Here is a 17,498-nt window from a genome sequence, read left to right as displayed (position 1 = left end):
GTCGACCTCGACCGGCTCGGGGCCTGCTCCAGCAGCACGTGTACATTGGTCCCGCCTATGCCGAAAGAGCTGACACCGGCCCGGCGGATAGGCTGGCTCGCCGGCCAGTCTTCCAGCGTGGTCGGTACCCGGAACGGGGTCTTTTCAAGGGCAAGATGGGGGTTGGGCCGTTCGAAGTGCAGCGAGGGCGGAATCTTGCCGAAGCGCACGCTCAGCGCGGCCTTGATCAGGCCGGCGATGCCGGCGGCGGCATCGAGGTGGCCCATATTCGATTTGACGCTGCCGATGGCGCATTGGAACCGAGCCCGCTCTTCGGCCGAAAGCAACTCGCCGGCCACCCGGTTGAGCGCCTGGATTTCGATCGGATCGCCCAGCACCGTGGCGGTGCCGTGGGCTTCGATCAGGCCCAGCGACGAAAACGGCACCTCGGCCAGCTCGTAGACGCGGCCGATGACCTCGGCCTGCCCCTGCACGCTGGGCGCCTCGAAGCTTACCTTGCGGTCGGCATCGTTATTCATGCCCGATTCGACAATGATGGCGTGGATGGGGTCGCCATCGGCCAGCGCGTCCTCGAGCAGCTTGAGCACCACCATGCCGGCCCCGTTGCCGTTCACGGTGCCATTGCCTTCATCCGAGAAGGTCTTGCAGTGGCCATCGGGCGACAGGATCATCCCGTCGCGGTACAGGTAGCCGCCGGCCACGGGGTCGGTGACGCAGGCGCCTCCGGCCAGCGCCATCCGGCACTCGCCGGCCAGCAGCGCCTTGCTGGCCAGGTGTACCGCCGCCAAGGAAGTGGAGCAGGCTGTCTGCACATGGACAGCCGGCCCGTTCAGCTTCATGCGGTAGGCAATCTGGGTGGCGAAGGCGGCCGGGTCGTTGTAGTTGCCCACATCGAACATCTCGGCAATATCTCCACCCACACCGCCGAATTGCTGCATCCGCTCCAGATTGAGGGTGGAACCCAGGAACACGCCCGCATTCAGCAACTGCTGGCCGGGGGTGATGCCGGCATCGAGCAGCGCGTTGTAGCTGACCTCATGCAAGACCCGCAGTTGCGGGTCCATCTTTTGTGCTTCGCGCTGCGAGTAGCCGAAAAAGCGGTAATCGAAACAGTCGGCATCTTCGAGGGCGGCCTTGGCCGGCACATAGGCGGGCTGATCGACCAGCTCGGCCGGCATCCCGTTCGCCAGCAGCGCATCGCGCGAGAAAAACGTGATCAGTTCGCGCCCCTGCACCAGGTTGCGCCAGAAGCTCTGCCAGTCGGGGCTTTGCGGAAAACGGCAGGCGATGCCGATGATGGCAATTTCGCTGCCGGTATATTCACGATTCATGTCACAGAACTTTCTTTTGCTTTTTGTCGGCGCATATCCAGCCGGCTCTTGCCGGTCCGGGCCGAAGACAGCTGTTGTTCGCGGGAAGTCGAAGCCGGGTCTGGCTGGGCATCCGGATGGGAATCGGCTGCGGTCTCGCTGCGGCGAAGCCAGTCGGCGAAGGCGGCGATGGTCGGGTGCTCGAACAGCACCGTCACGCCGATCTCGCGGCCGAAGGCAGCCTGCAGCTGCGATTGCAGCGCGATGATCTTGAGCGAGTTACCGCCGGCATCGAAGAAATTGACGTCGCCCACCACGACCGCGCCATCGAGCACCTCGCGCCAAACGGCCTGGACCTTGGCGGCAATCGGGTCGACCAACGGCGCGGCATCGGCTGCCGGCAGCGTGGCTTGGGCCGCCAGTGCCAATAGCCGTTGGCGATCGATCTTGCCGGTGACGGTGCGGGCCAGGCCATCGAGCACCAGCATCCGGGCCGGCAGCCAGGTTTCGGGCAGGTGGCCGCGGATATGCTCGCGCAGGCGTGGCAGCAGCAGCTCGCTTTGGGTGGCGCTATCGACAAACAGCTGCCATTGCCGCTTGCCCTCGCTGGTGGTGGCCGGCAACAGGCTGGCGGTGCGGACTTCGGCCAGCAGTTCCACCACGCGCTCCAGCTCGCGTGGTTCGATCCGTACGCCGTTGACCTTGGCCTGGTCATCGAGCCGGCCCAGATAGCTGAAGCCAAGCTCCGGCGAAAAGACCACGGCATCGCCAGTGCGGTAGAAACGGTGGCCGCCGTGCTCGACGAAGCAATGGGTAGTCTCGGCGGCGTGGGTGGTGTAGCCAAGGGCAACGGGCACCCCGCCTACGCGCAATTCGCCGCGGATGCCGGCCGGCAGGGGCTGGCCGAACGCATCGGCGCAATAGGCCAGGGTGTTCTGCACCGGCCAGCCGATGGCAACGGGCTGGCCGGCCACCTGCGGCGCGCACAGGCAATCGACCGTGGTTTCGCTGGGGCCGTAGTGGTTGCGCACGGCGTAACCCTGCGCCAGCAACTCATCGCGCAGGCGGCGGGGCAATTCTTCGCCGCCGAAAATCCATAGCCGCATGGCCGGCAGCCGGGGCGCACCCTGGATCAGCTCGGCAATGGCGCCGGGGATGAAGTTGACGAGGCTGACCGCCTCGCGCTGCATCAGTGCGATAAAGGCTGCCTTTTCCTGCAGGACGCGGGCCGGCGGGTAGATCAGCGTCGCGCCGGCCGCGAGGCTGCCGAACAGGTCTTCCACGCTGGGGTCGAAATTCAGGTCGGTCAGGCCCAGTACCCGGTCGCCGGCGCTGAGGCCGCAGTCGCGGACAAACCAGTCGAGCAGGTTGGCCACCGACTCGTTGCGGATGGAAATGCCCTTGGGCGTCCCGGTGGTGCCCGAGGTGAAGATGAAATAGAACTCGTCGGCCGGCCGGCGATGGGGCCAAAGCACCAGCTCGGCCGCGCCGGGAGCGGCATCGACGGTCGTATCGAGCAGCAAATGACGGCCGCTGAAGGTAGCGGGATCGAGCTGCAGCGAGGCGGCATCGAGCACGATGCCGCAGCCTGCCAGCGTCAGCAGGCTCTGCTTGCGTGGCAGCGGGTCTTTCGGGTTGAGGTAGACATAGCTGCCGCCACCGAACACGATGGCCAGAATGGCCTGGGTCGACAGCAGGCCCTTGTCCATATGGATGGCTACCCGGTCGCCGGCAACGAAGCCGGCCTGCCGCAGCCGTGCCTGGATCGCGCCGATCCCGTCGACCAGCTCGCGCTTGCGGACCGGCCGTTCGCCATCGACCAGGCCAATCGCGTCGGGCGTCTGCAATAGCCCTTGCCGTATACCGGCCAGCACGGCGTTGATATCGGGCAACTGCGTGTTCACGCGGCCGGCTACCGGCAGGGTCGGGGCCGCAGCAGGCGCCAGCTTTAGGCTGAGGCTGCCGATGGTGGCCGCCGTCGGCAGCGCGAGCAGGTCGGTCGCCTGGGCCTCGAACGCGGCCAGCACGGCTTCGATCGCCTCCGGCCGCCCCCGGTACTGCTCGCCGCTCATCAGCTCGACCCGCCAGTCCTCCAGGCCCGACACCGTCAGCGTCAACCCGAAGTGGGTGGTCTCTTCGCTATGGAGCGCCTGCACACTGACGCCCTGCCTTGCGTCTTGCAGGCCGGCGTCGATGGGGTAGTTGTCGAACACCACCAGCGAGTCGTATAGCTCGCCGCGCTGCCCGGCCGCTTCGCGCACGGTCAGCGGCGGCGTCTTTTCGTGCTTCTGGGTCTGCAGCAGGGTCTGGAAAACCGCTTGCAGCGCCGCCGCCACGCTCCAGCCGCCATCCAGCGCCACGGCCAGCGGCACCGTGTTGGTGAACAGGCCCAGCGGCTGGCGGTCGGCGTCATGCGCCAGCGCGGCCTCCCGCCCCGAGAAGGCGCAACCGAACACCACCTGCCGGCGATAGGTGAAACGTGCCAGCATCAGCGCCCAGCACAGGTAGAAGAAACTGGCGGGTGTCACCCCGGCCTGGCGGCAGAGGGCTTCGACCGCCTGTTTGCGGTCCCTCTCCCACTGCCTGCCGATGCGTAGCGGCTGGGCGGGCTGGTCGGCGGCGCTGTCCGGGCGGAATAGCGGTTCGGCCAGCAACAGGGTGGCGGGCGCTGCACCCGCTTCGCCAAGCTTGGCAAAAGCGGCCTCCCAGTAATGGCGGCTGTGCTCCTGCGACTGCGGGTCCAGTCCCTGCCACAGTTGCTGCGCGTATTGACGGGCATCCAGCCCCGTCAGCAACTGGCCGCGCAAGCCCTGCACCCACTGCGAGATCAGCAGCGAGCTGCTCCAGCCATCCATCAGGATATGGTGGAAGGAGAAAGCCAGGTCGAGCACACCTGTTTCGGCATCATGGAAGCAGGCAATGCGGAAGACTTCGCGGTTGAGCGCGAACGGGGTGGCGCGGGAATTCGCCAGCCATGCCAGGCAGCGCGGCCCGACCTCCCCGGCATCGGCAGCCAGCGTAGTGGCGGCATAATCCAGCGCGATGCGCGGCGCGGCATGGATCAGTTGGTGCGGGTGTCGCAGACCGCGCCAGGCGAATACCGACCGCAAGGCCGGCTGGGCCAGCTGGATGCGATGCCAGGCAGCGTGGATCTGTTCGACCGATGCCGTCGCCCGCAAGCGGCAGGCTACGCCGATATGGTAGGCACTATTGCCGTCCTTCAGGGCGTGGAACAGCAGGCCGCCGGCTTGCGGCGTGGCCTGCAGCGCTTCTTCGAGGTAGTTCGCTGCTTGCATGCTCAGCGCCCCGCTGCCTGGTACAGGCCGTGCAGCCGCAACCGGTCCGCCTCGCGGGAGGCGCCCGTGCCGGCTTCCGCCAGCTCCAGCCACCGCAGGCTGCGCTGGTAGAGGAAGTCGCGCTCGGCGGCGTTGGCCGGTGCAGCCGGCAACTGCTTGTGCACTTCGCTGCGGATTTCGCGCAGCTGGCGGCTAGCCGCCGGTTCGAGCACCGGCAGGGGTTCGCCGTACAGATGCTGCCAGCAGCGCTGATGGAAGCGCTCACCCCGGCTTTGTGCGCTTGCCAAGCGCTCGACGGCGCCAGCCAGTTCCTGGGGACCGTACAGCGGCTGCAAGGGCAGCTCAGCCCTTTGCACCAGATAGGCCAGCACCGACTTGGGCGAGATTTCCAGGTAGCGCGTCACCCCTTGGCCGGCCAGATACTGCATGCTGTGCAGCCACTGGACCGGCTCGACCAGGTGATCGAGGATGGCGGACCTGAGCCCGTCCACCGCCAGTTCGCCCGCACCGACATTGCAGACAAGGCGCGAATGCAGGCGGCCGGCGTCGGGGCTGGGCAGAAAGTCGAGCGCGGCATCCAGCTGCGCCCTGGCGGGCGCCATCAGCGGCGAATGGAAAGGTCCGCCGATCCGCAGCGGATAGACCAGGCCGCCCAGCGCCTCGATGCGGCTGGCGAAGCGGCGGATCTCGGCCATCTCGCCCGATATCGTGGCCTGATCGAAGGCGTCCACGGCCGATACAAAGATCGTGATGCCGTCTTGTCGGGCCGCGGCGACCTGTTCGATCACCGTTTCGGCCGGCAGGTGCAGCACCCAGCACATATCCCCCTGCTCGTAGCGGCCGGCGCAGGCCTCGACGGCCTCCGAGCGCAGGTTGACCACACGGGTGACGGTGGCCAGGTCGAGGTAGCCGCCGGCACACAGGGCCGGATATTGGCCGAGGCTATGGCCCATCACGAAGTCGGGCAGCAGGCCGCATTCCTCGCGCAGGATGCGGGCAATGGCCACCGTAGTGGCCGTCAGGGCCAGCTGGGCGACGCGTACCTGGCCCAGGGCCTGGCGGCCTTCGCCATGGATGATGTCTTCCAGCCCGACACCGGACAGATCCGATACCTCGTCAAGGCAGGCACGGTAGGCAGGAAAGGACCGGAACGCGGCAAACATGTCCGCTTGCTGGGCACCCACGCCGGGAAACAGAAAAACGGTTTTCGCAGAGTCAAGGTAGGCACTCATACAGTGGCTCCATCAAGAATGAGGTCAAGCTCCGGCTGGGTGAGCTGACAAAAGGGAAAGTCAGCCGGCAATAAGGCTTGCCGGCCGAGTCGATCGGGCTGTTCCTGCTGCAGGGCGGCATGCAGCGCCAGCAGGCGGGCATCCAGCCGCCGCAGGCTGTGTCCGGCCTGCTCGCGGCCGGCGCCGGCCACCGTCAGCTGTATGCTCACCAGGCCGGAGGGGTCATCCTGCAGCAGCAGGTCGTAATGGGCGCCAGCGGCCTCGGCAGGATGGCGATAGCCCCCCGACAAGGTCGGATCGAGCCGAAAATGGCGCCAGTCGGTCTGGCCGGCCAGCCCGTGGCCAATGTCGTTGAGGCATAGCAGCGGCGTCGCGCCATCGTGACCCGGACCCAGACGGTCGAACCACTGGCGGCCAGCCGCATGGCGACCGGCTTTGAGGTCATGCAGCAGCCCACCCCCCGTGCCGACCGGCACGGCGATCCGCTCGAAGCCGGTAAACCAGCCGACGGCCGCGTCCAGCGAACGCCGCCAGCTCGCGGGTACGCCGGCTTCATCGAAGACGCGTCCTGCGTTTTCCAGCAACACCACCGGCTGTGGCGGCAGGCTGCCGTCTTCCCGCATCAGGTCGAGCAAGGCCGCCGCGATCAGCTCGGCGCGCTCGGCCTTGAGCCGGTGCGCCAGCTGCTGCAGCGAGGACTTGGGCAGGCTCAGCGCCAGGCTGGCCATCTCGCCGGCCGGCAGTGCCACTGCGGCGGCCGCCACCGGCACGGACCAGGCAGGCTGCGCTTGCAGCCACTGGCCCCACAGGAAAGCGCCATACTCGGCGCGGACCGGGCTGCTACCGGCGATTGGCGCAGCCAGCCATTCGTCGAGTTCATCAAGTAGATGTACCCACGAGTGCACATCGCACAGCAGATGGTGGCAGACCCATAGCAGGTAGCACTGGCCGGCGTCGGTAACGACTTCATGCACGCTGGCTTGCTGCTGCATGGTGACTTCGGCCTGCAGGGCCAGCAGCCGTTGTTCGAGGGTTTCTCCAGGCGCCAGCGCGTATTCCCGCAGCGCCTGAGCGGAGCCGGCCAGCCGGTATTCGCCGCCGGCTGGGTCGCCGCGCAGCGCAAACACCCCATGGCGGGCCTTCACCGCCTCGACCGCCGCATGGATCTGCCCGGCACCCTGCCCCTCGGGCAGCGCGAGCACGACGCCCTGCTGCAGCCGGTCGCGATGATGCAAGGGCTGCCGGTGGAACCAGCGGCTGGCCGGCAGCGCGGCGATCCAGTCGGCCTCGATGCTGTCGGCCGCTACTTCAGGTGCCGCGGCGGATGCCGTGGCCGCCGTGCTGCAGGCGGCTTCCAACACCGCGCCCAGGGCACGCGCGGTCAACAGCTCGGCCGCGCCGATGCGCACGCCGTGCCGGGCCAGCAGCGCCGCCAGACGGATCGCCTTGATCGAGTCGCCGCCCTGCTCGAGGAAGGAAGCATGCCAGTCCACCCGGCTGGGCCAGATCGGCCGCAGAAATGCTTCGTTCAGCCAGTCGGGCAGTTGCCAGTTCGGCCGGCCGGCCGGCGCCGCGACGGCCGCATCCGCATCGCTGACGGCAAGCCGGGCGGTGACGGTGGCCTGCAAGGCCGCGGCATCGACCTTGCCATTGGCGTTGACGGGCCAGGGCTGCACCGCGCAGAAATGCGCCGGCCGCCAGGCTTCGGGCAGGGCTGCGTGCAGGCTGGCCATGAATTCGGGATGGCTCGCCGGCAGCGGCTCGTTGCTGCACAGCACGATGCAATCGGTCCCGCCCAGCGCAAGTTTCAGCGCTTTCAGCTCGCAGCGGCGCTTATCCACGCGTGCCAGCGCCGCTTCAACCGCTTTCTCGATTTCCGCCGGATGGATACGGTGACCGCGCAGCTTGAACTCGTCGTCGATGCGGCCAAGGCAATGAAACACGCCGGCGGCATCGAGCAAACCCAGATCGCCGGTGCGATACCAGCGGCCATGTCCATCCGGCCCCGCGACGAAGCGGGCCGCCGTCTGGTCCGGGTTGCCGACATAGCCGTCGGCCAGCACCGGGCCGCCGATCCAGATTTCGCCCCGAAAGCCAAGTGGCAGCGGCTGGCCCAGGCTATCGCGGATCGACATGCGGGCCGTGCCCAGCGCAACGCCGATCGGGGTGATGGTGCCGGCCGCCAAGCCTTCGGCGGCTGGCTGGCTGACGGTGTGGATACAGCAGCCGACCGTGGTTTCGGTCGGGCCGTATTCGTTGACGATGCGGCTGCCGGGCGGGAACACCGTCAGCGATTTGTCGACCAGCGAGGCCAGCAGGTTTTCTCCCCCCACCACGAAGGTCAGGGGATTGCGCCGGGGCAGGCTGTGCTCGGTCAGCAGCGACAGGTGCGAAGGCGTGCACTTGACGCCGGTCAGCGCCTCGTCGGCCAGCAAGGCCTGCAGCATGCCGGGATCGTCGCGCAGGTCGTGTTCCCAGGTCTGGATAAAGCCACCCGACAGTACGGGTACCAGCAGGCTGGTCTGGGTCAGGTCGAAGCCGAACGAGGTGAACAGCGGCGTGCTGAACGGCCGCTCGCCGGCATAGGCGGCGGTGGCTGCCAGGGCGTAATGGGCCAGCGCGGTCGGCGAAATGGCAACGCCCTTGGGTTCGCCGGTCGAGCCCGAGGTATAGAGAATGTAAGCCGGCCGGCTAGCGGTGGCCGCAGCGGGTGCGGTCACCGCCGCGAGCTCGGAGGGCAGCGCCAGGCTGACTTCAAGCAGGGGCAGCCCCAGCGATTCGGCGAGTTGCCGGTCGGCCGCCGCATGCACGCACAAGCCGGCGCCCGCGCTGCGGAGGATGGCTTGCAGCCGGGCCGGCGGCGTGGTCGGGCAGACCGGCACCACGGTGATGTTATCGATCAGGCAGGCCAGATAGGCCAGCGTGGTTTCGGGCAGGCGTCGTCCCAGGATCAGTACCGGCGCGTTACAGCCATCCGGATAGCCCCGTTGGCGGAGCGAAGCCCGAAAGCGGCTCATCCAGGCCCAGCCGTCGCGGTAGCCAAGGCTGCCCTCGCGACCACCGTACTTGAACAGGCATTGGTCGCCGTATCGCTCGAACGCCGCCTGTAGCGCCACGCCGATTGGCGCGACGTCCGCCTCGTCGGCGTCCTGGCCGGCCGGATCGGCTTCGCCCAGCACGTCCCGCGCGACCGATACGGCCTGGTCGAGCACCGCCTGCAGGAAGGCCTGGCACTCGGCGGCCGACCAGCGCCGGCGGAAATCCGCTTCGAGCCGGAAGCTGCCGCCGTCGAAACGGTCATGGATATGAATGGTGGCGAACAGCGCCTCGACCGCCTGCAGATGGTCGATGTCGACCTCGACACCCGCGACGCGACGGTCGAACGCACCGGTCTGGTACGAGACGCCAAAAGCAGGAATGGCTTGCCGCCAGGCCGGCGATGCGAACTCGCCCCAGCGGGCGCCAGGCGCAAAGCGGGAGTGGACCACCGCTTTCTGCAGGGTTTTCTTGAGCCGGTGGTAGCAAGCGGCGGCGGTTTCACCCGCAGCGCGCGAAACGGGCACCAGGACGGGCGCCACGGCCATGGCCAGCGTCGCTTTTTCAGCGTCGCTCCAGCGGTTGAGCATGGGGGCCTGCAACAGTACGCCGTCGCTATCCTCCACCACCATCTGGCAAAAACCGACCGCTGCGAAAAACAGCCGAAAGACCGAGCCGCCGGCCTCGCTAAAGCGACGGAGGATGGCGTTGTCGGCGGGGGCTAGCGTCGCCCGCACCCGCATCGAGCGCGGCGATTCCTTGCGGTAGTCGCCAATCGGCGCCCTGGCTTGCACAGCCGGCGCAGCATGGTCGGCGGCTTCACCGAACAGGCTGCGCCAGTAGTCGGCATCGCGCACATGACGGCTGCCGGCTTCATAGTCGCGCTCACAATCGGCCAGCAGCGAGAAGGCCGGCGAGGCATCGCAACGGCCGGACTCCAGGGCTTGCGAAAAGTGGCTCATCACCAGCGCCAGCGTGGCGCCGTCGGATGCGGCGTGGTGGGCTTTGACAAACCAGCCCAGTTCTTCCTTGCCGAAGCGCACGACAAACACGCGGACCGGCTGCAACGCCAAGTCTTCCTCCAGCAGTAGCTGGCGCTCTGCCCAGCCCTCGAACGCGGCTTCCGGGTCGGCATGGTCGCTGAAGTCGACCTGGCCGATCTCGGCCTGCGGCTGCGCGTGGCGAACCCCGTACCAGAGGCCGCTATCGGCATCGGCCACAAAGCCGATGCGGAACAGCTCGTGGCCATCCTGGGTCAAGCGGGTAGCCCGGACCAGCTCAGCCAGCGCCAGCTTGCCGCGTAGCCGTGCCACCCCGCCCAGATAGAAATGCTGGCCGGCCAGCTGGAAGGCCTGCATCGTGAACACGGCCTGCTGCGACCGCGATAGCTCAAACCTCTGCATGCTCATGCCTCACACTGCATTTCCGGAAAGAACTGGCTCCGCATGCCGGCGGCAATCGCCTTGCGGTCAAGCTTGCCCGAGCTGCTGCGCGGCAGCTGGCCGGCTTGCCAGTAGCGGGCCGGCAGCATGTAGGTCGGCATCTGCATGGCCAGGAACTGGCGCAGCAACTGTGGATCGAGCGGCTCGTCCGCGACGATGGCAGCCACCAGCCATTGCTCGGCGGCGGTGTCTTCGATCACACAGACAACGGCCTCGCTGATCGCCGGATGGCTCAGCAGATGGTGCTCGATCTCGCCCAGCTCGATGCGCAGGCCGCGCAGCTTGACCTGGGTATCCTTGCGTCCCTGGCAGAAGAAGCCGCGATCGGCCTCGTACCAGCCCAGATCACCGGTCAGATAGATGCGTTCGCCCAGTTCGGGGTGGACCAGGAAGGCCTTGGCCGTGAGGTCGGGCCGCTGGTAGTAGCCTTCGGCCAGACAGATGCCCCCGATGGCGATCTCGCCGCGCTCGCCCGCGCCCTTGAGCGCCAGCGTGTCGGGATCGACGATATACAGCTCGCAGCCGGTCAACGGCTGGCCGATGGGCACCGACAGCGGCGCCGGCTCGATGCAGTCGTAGAAGCTCACATCGATGGCGGCCTCGGTCGGGCCGTACAGATTGGTCAGCCGGCAGCGGCTACCGAACTGCTGCTGGAACTGATCCACCAGGCTGGGCGGTAGCTGCTCGCCACTGACGTAGACCTGCCGCAGGCCGGCCAGCGCTTCCGACGCGGTATCCTGCAACTCTTGCAGCACAGGCTTGAGCAGGCTTGGCACGAAGTGGACGATATTGATCGCCGCATCCTCCAGCGCCGCGGCGATGCCGCGCGGGAACGATTCCAGCCCCGGCTGCAGCAGGTAGTGGCTGCCGCCATTGAGCGCCGGCAGGAACACTTCCCATAGCGAGACATCGAAAGTCAGCGCCGTGCGCTGCAGGATGGTATCGCTGGCCTGCATGCCGCTATGGTCCTGGTGCCAGACCAAGCGATTGATGAGGGCGCCGTGATTGACCAGCACGCCCTTGGGCGTGCCGGTGCTGCCCGAGGTAAAGATCAGGTAGGCCGGATCGGTCGGCGCAAGTATCGGCAAGGGCTCGGACAGCTTGTCGGCCGGCAGGAACTCGATCTCGCCGAACTGCTCGCGCAGGATCAGTTCCAGGCCCGGCGCCGCCTTCAGCAGGCCAGGCACCTGTGTTTCGGCGCAGAAGGCAAGCCGGCAACGGGCCGTCGCCAGCATCGACGCCATGCGGGCCGGCGGTGCCTTCGCGTCGAGCGGAAAGTAGACGCCCCCCGCAAGCAACACGGCATAGGCGGCAATCACGAACTCCGGGCAGCGGTCCATGGCGATGGCCACGCACTCGCCGGGTTTGAGATCCCGCTCGTGCACAAGATGCCGGGCCAGCAGCCTTGCCTTGGCATGCAAGGTCTGCCAGGCCAGCACTTCGCCCTTGCCCCAGCGTATGGCAGGCGCCGGGTTATTCCGCGCCATCCGTTCGAAGGTCTCGGTAATAATGGAAAAGCTATTTTTCATGGCTTAATTTCCTCCTCGTGCACACTCGGACCAGCTGTTTCGACTCCCTCGCCAACGGACGCCAGGCAAAGGGCGGCCCTGACCCGGCGATGACGGGCATCGGCGGGCGCATTCCTGCTGGCATGGTTGTGAAGTAGGCGGCCGGAAGCCGTTTCCAGGATGCACAGCCGCACGCCGCCCTGCCCGCACGGATTACGCGTGCGCAGCTCGACAGCCGCCCGGGACAGACCCTGAATCGGTTACCTGGACCACCTTGCCGCCCAGCCGTGGAACTGGCCGGGATCGGTGGTTACAGCGATTATTTTTGTGTGTTACTGATAGCGCTCGCAGACGGCGCGGCCGATCAGCATTTTCTGCAGCTCATTGCTGCCTTCGACCACTTGCAGGATCTTGGCATCGCGGAACAAGCGGCTGATGCCGTTGGCCTCGTCGCAACCATGTCCGCCGTGGATCTGCACCGCCTTGTCGGCCGCCTCGCCTGCCTGGCGCGAAGCAAACAGCTTCGCCTGCAGGATCTGCTCCAGCGCATCTTCTTCGCGCGCTTCCTTGGCGTGGGTAGCCGATAGGCAGACCATTTGCGAAGCCAGCAAACTGCCCGACATTTCGGCTAGATAACCACGGATCAGGCCTTGGTCGGCCAGCATGACGCCAAAAGCGGAGCGCGAGCTGGCACGGCGTGCCGATGCAGCCAATGCCGCCTGCTGGATGCCCAGCGCAGCCCAGGCCACACTGATGCGGCCATAGTCGAGGGCGCCGGTCGAGATCAGGCTCTGGCCAAAGCCAGGCTTGCCGACGATATTTGCCTTGGGAACGCGGCAATCGGCAAAGTCCAGCACGGCCAGATGCGCGCTCTTGAAGCCCAGCATATTGTGCTTGGGCGTAATGGTGAAACCCGGCGTGCCCTTGGGCACCAGCACGGCGGTATCGAGCCCCCCCAGCTTGCCGAAGACCATGAACAGGTCGGCGGTCTGGGCATAGGTGATCCAGGTCTTCTGGCCGGTGATGCGCAACTCGTCGCCATCTTCTTCGAATCGGGTCTTCAGATTGCCCGAATCGCCGCCTGCCGATACTTCGGTCTGGGCAAAGGCGCCGACCAGCTCGCCACGTACCAGCGTTGGCAGATAACGCTGCTTTTGCTCCGCACTGCCCCAGTCTTCGATGGATTTCAACACCATCGAATGGACGTTGAGCAGCCCCGTCAGCGAGCCACTACCGGCGCCGACAGCCATATTGAGCAGGCCAAAGGTGGTGGCATCGAAACCCAGCCCGCCATTCTCGCGGCTGGCGAGACCGCCCAACCAACCCTTGCGGGCCAGTTTCTGCACGATGGACGAAGGGGTCGCTTCCTGCCGGTCCCAGTCATCGGCATGCGGGGCAACCTCGGTAGCGGAGAAGTGTTCGAATGCGTGCAGGTAATCGTTTTGCTCAGGCGACAGAAAGCGCTTAAGCATTGACGGCTACTTTCCTGTCCAGAAAGCCGCAAACGGCCTGGATGCTGCAGAAGTTGGCGCGGTCGAGGTCATCGAGACCGACCTTGAACTTGAAGTTCTTCTCCAGGAATGCGATCAGCTGAATGGTGGCCAGGGAATTCACCAGGCCAGTCTCGAAAATGTCGACCGCCTCATCGAGCTCTTGCCGTCCGGCAAGCTTACAAAGGTAGTCAGACACCAGCTTATTTCGAGCGAACACGTCCATCATTGCTTCTTCCTCCAACCATTGCCAAATAAACGACTGTCACGAACAATCGGGAGGCCGCCTACGACCTCGATTGCACCATGCAGCCTTCTTAGAAACTTGGGCCAGTCACACTACACGGCCATCTTTGGATGGCTCTTGAATTGAGACGGGAGTCTATCATTTTATCGCGGGTTTTCCCGCATTCCGCTCACTATATTCTATCCCAATAGGCGTGCGGAAGCGCCTTGCAGCGCTTCCCACCGGTTCAATGCCTGCTGTTGTCTTCCAGCGTTTCGAGCAAGGCAATCTGCAGGCGCGCATGGATCGCCACCATGGCGCGGTGCAGTACCAGGAGCAATAGCAGCGCAATGGCAAGGACCAGCCACAGCAACTCCCACGGCGGCAGGATGGCCGCACTCAGCGCCGCGATGCCGAAGCCGATCCCGACCAAGGCGGCCAGGGGGATCAGGCGCGATACCAGTTTGCGCACCTGCGGGGTGTAGGTGCCGGCGCGGTTGTCGGCGATGCCGATCTCGGCCAGCAACATGGCCAGGGCAACCAGCTTGCGGTAGATCGCCACCAGGAAAGGCAGCGACAGCAGCAGCGCCGCGCCCCAGAGTACGGCCTTGTACCAATTGAGCAGGTGGCTGAGGTGCTCGCCCAGCCACGCCCCGCCCAGGAAGATGGCCGCCACCAGCATGCAGTTCACCGCCACCTGCAACAGGATGCGCCGGATCATCCCGGCCAGCACGGCCTGATCGCCTTCCAACCGCAGGCTGGCCAACCATTGGCTATATACGCCCAACACCTCGGCGGTACGTCTTGGCATCAGCTTGCCCAGCACGTTGCCGGTCTGGTCGGCACCCTTTATCAGATAGGGCGTAAGCAGGGTCGTGATGGCGGAGACGGCTACCGCGATGGGATAGAGGAAATCGCTGGTCACCTTGAGGCTGGCGCCGAGGGCGGCGATGATGAAACTGAATTCGCCGATCTGCGCCAAGCCCATGCCCACGCGCAGCGAAGTGCGTGGATCGTTGCCCGAGATAAAGACACCCAGCCCGCAGCTGACCACCTTACCCACCACCACCACGATGGTCAGCAGCGCGATGGGCCACGCGTACTGCACCAGTACGGCCGGGTTGAGCATCAGCCCGATGGCGACGAAGAAGATCGCGCTGAACAAGTCGCGTATCGGCTCGATCAGGTTTTCGATGGTCTTGAGATGCTCCGATTCGGCCATCACCGCACCGATGATAAACGCGCCCAGCGCCACGCTATAGCCGAGCTTGAGTGCGAACAGGCAGAAACCGAAGCAGATGCCCAGCACGGTCACCAGCAGCATTTCGCGGCTGGCGCTCTGCGCCACGTAGGCCAGCAGGCGCGGCACCAGCAAAAGGCCGGCCACCAGCGCCACGGTAATGAAGATGGCCAGCTTACCCAGGGTAGCCCCCACCTCCTCGATCTGCACCGAACCGGTCATGGCGATACCGGACAGCAAGGCCAGCATGGCGATTGCCAACACATCCTCGACGATCAGGACGCCGAAGATCAGCTTGGCAAAACCTTCCTGCTTCAGTTTCAGCTCATCCAGCGCCTTGACGATGATGGTCGTCGAGGAAATCGACAGCATTGCGCCGAGAAACAGCGAGTCCATGGTGCGCCAGCCGAAGGCCCGCCCCACCTCGTAACCTATCCAGACCATCAGCACGATCTCGGCCGAGGCCGCCACCAGCGCGGCGGCGCCGACCTTGGTCAGCTTTTTGAGACTGAACTCCAGGCCCAGCGAAAACATCAGGAACACCACCCCCAGCTCGGCCAGGGTATTGATGGTGGCTTCGTCGGTGATCAGGGTATATGGCGGCGTATGCGGCCCGATGATCAGGCCTGCGATCAAGTAGCCGAGCACGACAGGCTGCTTGAGCTTGTGGAATAGCACCGTGACCAGCCCCGCCACCAGCATGATGACCGCGAGATCCTGAATAAAATGCGCGCCGTGCATGCACTCTCCTTTGCGATGAAGCGATGCGATCCGGAGCGGATCGCGCTTAGGTCCGGCTGATTAGACGGGCGTGGCGTTTTCCTCGGCGAAAGCATGCACCAAGTGGTCGATGAACACCCTTACCGCCGGCAGTAAACCACGCCGATGCGGATAGACGGCCAGCAGATTTCCACCGGGCATGCGCCATTCAGGCAATAACTGCACCAGACTGCCGTTGGCGATTTCCGCATCGCAATTCATCAAGGGCAGCATGGTGACGCCCAGCCCGGCCAGCGCCGCCGCCTTGCGCAGCACGAAATCGTCGGTGGCGAAGCGGGCTTCGAACGCCAGCTCCCGGACTTCCCCCGCGGGGCCGACCAGATGCCAATGCACGCGCCGGTCCAGTTCGGTCGCACCTAGAACAGGAAATTGCGCCAACTGTTCCGGCCGGCTGAGCGCCCGTCCCGCCAACAATGCCGGCGCCGCCACCAGGATGCCGTTAGCCGGCCGCAATCGGCGCGTCACCAGCGAGGGCTCTTCGTAGCCGGCGGCCCGGACCCGCAAAGCCACGTCCACCCCCTCCTCCACCAGGTCAACCCGCCGGCTGGTCAGCAGCATATCGAGCTGCACTTGCGGATACGCCGCCAAAAAACTGGACACGACATCGGTCAGCATGGGTTGCGCCACCGAGACCGGGCAGGATACTCGCAGCCGTCCGCGCGGCTCCGCACTCGCGGTCACCACCACTTCTTCGGCGGCTTCGGCTTCCTGCAGCATGGCCTGGCAATGCCGGAAGTAGCGTTCGCCCACCTCGGTCAGCGCCAATTTACGGGTCGTCCGCTGCAACAGCCGCACGCCCAGGCGTGTTTCCAATTCGGCCACCCGCCGCGACAAGCGCGACTTGGGCACCCCCAGCAAGCGCCCCGCCGCGGCAAAGCCACCGGCTTCCACCACCCGGGCGAAGTAATGCAGATCGTTAAGGTCTTGCATGATTGTCCTACCAGTAGAACGAACCATCGCATTTTAGCGGTCTAGTGCGTTATTCGTGCGAAAAATACTATTCATCGCAACAGAGCCGCCACGCTGACGGCTTGAAGCAAACCCTCTTGGAGCCTGCCATGAAACTGTTGCAAATCGATTCCAGCATCCTGGGCGAAGCCTCGGTATCCCGCCAGTTGACCCGCGATGTAGTAGAAGCCTGGCGCACCGTCGAACCCGGCCTGGCCCTCAGCTATCGCGACCTGGGCAGCGAGGCGCCGCCGCATCAGTCCGGCGCCAGCCTGGCCGCCTACGGCACCCCGGCGGAACTGCGTGACGCCGCGCAACAGCATGAAGCCGCCCTGTCGGCCGGCATACTGGACGAATTCCTGGCCGCCGACGCCATCGTGATCGCCGCGCCCATGTACAATTTTTCCATCCCCAGCCAACTCAAGGCCTGGATCGACCGCATCTCGGTCGCCGGCAAAACCTTCCGCTACGGCCCGAATGGCCCCGAAGGCCTGGTGGCCGGCAAGCGGGCCATTATCGTCGCCACCGCCGGCGGCAAGCATGCCGGCCTGCCCTCGGGCATGGGCCATGTCGATTTCCTGAAGGTGGTACTGGGCTTTCTTGGTATTACTGACATCACGGTGATCCACGCCGAGGGTTTGAACATGGGTCCAGCGCCGCGCGAAGCGGCCTTGCATGCCGCCGGCGCCCGCATCCGCGCGCTGGCCGAAGTGCGATTCGGCACGGAAGAACCGGCTTTAGCCATGTAAATCATCGCCTTTCGACTCCCGCCGGGCTCCCCTCGACGCCTCCAGGCCAAGCAGCCTGGAGGCGTTTTCCTTGCTGGCTTGCGGCCGAATTTTGGAAGCCGGCTTTCGTCGGCTAAAATATACAAATATGGAGTAATCGCTCGAAATGCCGTGACCGGCATGGTGCATTTCACTACAATCGCCAACTCAAGCGCTTGATCGAATTAGAACGTACTAATTTTCAAATTCGATATCAACACAG

General features: G+C 65.5%; 9 protein-coding genes and 1 pseudogene. 1 reads left to right on the top strand and 9 read right to left on the bottom strand.

Annotated elements, in window-relative coordinates:
* Positions 1 to 8 precede the first annotated feature (8 nt).
* From FNU76_RS24755 to FNU76_RS21570, 9 genes and pseudogenes are all read right to left on the bottom strand, one after another.
* Positions 9 to 1,331, bottom strand: a pseudogene (locus FNU76_RS24755) (beta-ketoacyl synthase N-terminal-like domain-containing protein); the annotation flags it as partial.
* Positions 1,328 to 4,606 (bottom strand): AMP-binding protein, encoded by a 3,279-nt coding sequence (locus tag FNU76_RS21605; protein WP_144280121.1) that lies wholly within the window; start codon positions 4,604 to 4,606, stop codon positions 1,328 to 1,330. The gene FNU76_RS21605 and the pseudogene FNU76_RS24755, both read right to left, overlap by 4 nt.
* Before the next feature lie 2 nt (positions 4,607 to 4,608).
* On the bottom strand, positions 4,609 to 5,838 hold the full coding sequence (locus FNU76_RS21600) for an ACP S-malonyltransferase (protein WP_144280120.1): 1,230 nt from the start codon (positions 5,836 to 5,838) through the stop codon (positions 4,609 to 4,611).
* Positions 5,835 to 10,283, bottom strand: a complete 4,449-nt coding sequence (locus FNU76_RS21595) for an AMP-binding protein (protein ID WP_144280119.1) — start codon at positions 10,281 to 10,283, stop codon at positions 5,835 to 5,837. The genes FNU76_RS21600 and FNU76_RS21595 overlap by 4 nt, the downstream gene beginning before the upstream one ends.
* A complete protein-coding gene (locus FNU76_RS21590) occupies positions 10,280 to 11,845 on the bottom strand; it encodes an amino acid adenylation domain-containing protein (protein WP_144280118.1) in 1,566 nt (521 codons plus the stop codon). The genes FNU76_RS21595 and FNU76_RS21590 overlap by 4 nt, the downstream gene beginning before the upstream one ends.
* A gap of 311 nt (positions 11,846 to 12,156) precedes the next feature.
* Positions 12,157 to 13,296, bottom strand: a complete 1,140-nt coding sequence (locus FNU76_RS21585) for an acyl-CoA dehydrogenase family protein (RefSeq protein WP_144280117.1) — start codon at positions 13,294 to 13,296, stop codon at positions 12,157 to 12,159.
* Entirely contained in the window at positions 13,289 to 13,543 is a 255-nt protein-coding gene (locus FNU76_RS21580) for a phosphopantetheine-binding protein (RefSeq protein WP_223879129.1), read from the bottom strand. The genes FNU76_RS21585 and FNU76_RS21580 overlap by 8 nt, the downstream gene beginning before the upstream one ends.
* A gap of 244 nt (positions 13,544 to 13,787) precedes the next feature.
* The gene (locus FNU76_RS21575) at positions 13,788 to 15,521 is read right to left on the bottom strand and encodes a cation:proton antiporter (protein WP_144280116.1); all 1,734 of its coding nucleotides are present in this window, start codon (positions 15,519 to 15,521) and stop codon (positions 13,788 to 13,790) included.
* Positions 15,522 to 15,581: 60 nt separating this feature from the next.
* Entirely contained in the window at positions 15,582 to 16,490 is a 909-nt protein-coding gene (locus FNU76_RS21570; protein ID WP_144280115.1) for a LysR substrate-binding domain-containing protein, read from the bottom strand.
* A 128-nt stretch (positions 16,491 to 16,618) separates the two neighbouring features.
* On the opposite strand from FNU76_RS21570, the gene FNU76_RS21565 reads away from it, so the two are divergent.
* Positions 16,619 to 17,257, top strand: coding sequence for an FMN-dependent NADH-azoreductase (locus FNU76_RS21565; RefSeq protein WP_144280114.1), 639 nt, complete (start codon positions 16,619 to 16,621; stop codon positions 17,255 to 17,257).
* Positions 17,258 to 17,498: the final 241 nt, after the last annotated feature.

This window comes from Chitinimonas arctica, from assembly GCF_007431345.1.
In the GTDB taxonomy this organism is placed as follows: domain Bacteria; phylum Pseudomonadota; class Gammaproteobacteria; order Burkholderiales; family Chitinimonadaceae; genus Chitinimonas; species Chitinimonas arctica.
Note: the sequence above shows the minus strand (reverse complement) of the source record. Positions and strands in the feature narration are given on the sequence as shown.

What these genes read in the sequence shown, in the direction of transcription:
- FNU76_RS21605 (WP_144280121.1), bottom strand. Translation starts at nt 4,606, where the DNA reads ATGCAAGCAGCGAACTACCTCGAAGAAGCGCTGCAGGCCACGCCGCAA.
- FNU76_RS21600 (WP_144280120.1), bottom strand. Translation starts at nt 5,838, where the DNA reads ATGAGTGCCTACCTTGACTCTGCGAAAACCGTTTTTCTGTTTCCCGGC.
- FNU76_RS21595 (WP_144280119.1), bottom strand. Translation starts at nt 10,283, where the DNA reads ATGAGCATGCAGAGGTTTGAGCTATCGCGGTCGCAGCAGGCCGTGTTC.
- FNU76_RS21590 (WP_144280118.1), bottom strand. Translation starts at nt 11,845, where the DNA reads ATGAAAAATAGCTTTTCCATTATTACCGAGACCTTCGAACGGATGGCG.
- FNU76_RS21585 (WP_144280117.1), bottom strand. Translation starts at nt 13,296, where the DNA reads ATGCTTAAGCGCTTTCTGTCGCCTGAGCAAAACGATTACCTGCACGCA.
- FNU76_RS21580 (WP_223879129.1), bottom strand. Translation starts at nt 13,543, where the DNA reads ATGATGGACGTGTTCGCTCGAAATAAGCTGGTGTCTGACTACCTTTGT.
- FNU76_RS21575 (WP_144280116.1), bottom strand. Translation starts at nt 15,521, where the DNA reads ATGCACGGCGCGCATTTTATTCAGGATCTCGCGGTCATCATGCTGGTG.
- FNU76_RS21570 (WP_144280115.1), bottom strand. Translation starts at nt 16,490, where the DNA reads ATGCAAGACCTTAACGATCTGCATTACTTCGCCCGGGTGGTGGAAGCC.
- FNU76_RS21565 (WP_144280114.1), top strand. Translation starts at nt 16,619, where the DNA reads ATGAAACTGTTGCAAATCGATTCCAGCATCCTGGGCGAAGCCTCGGTA.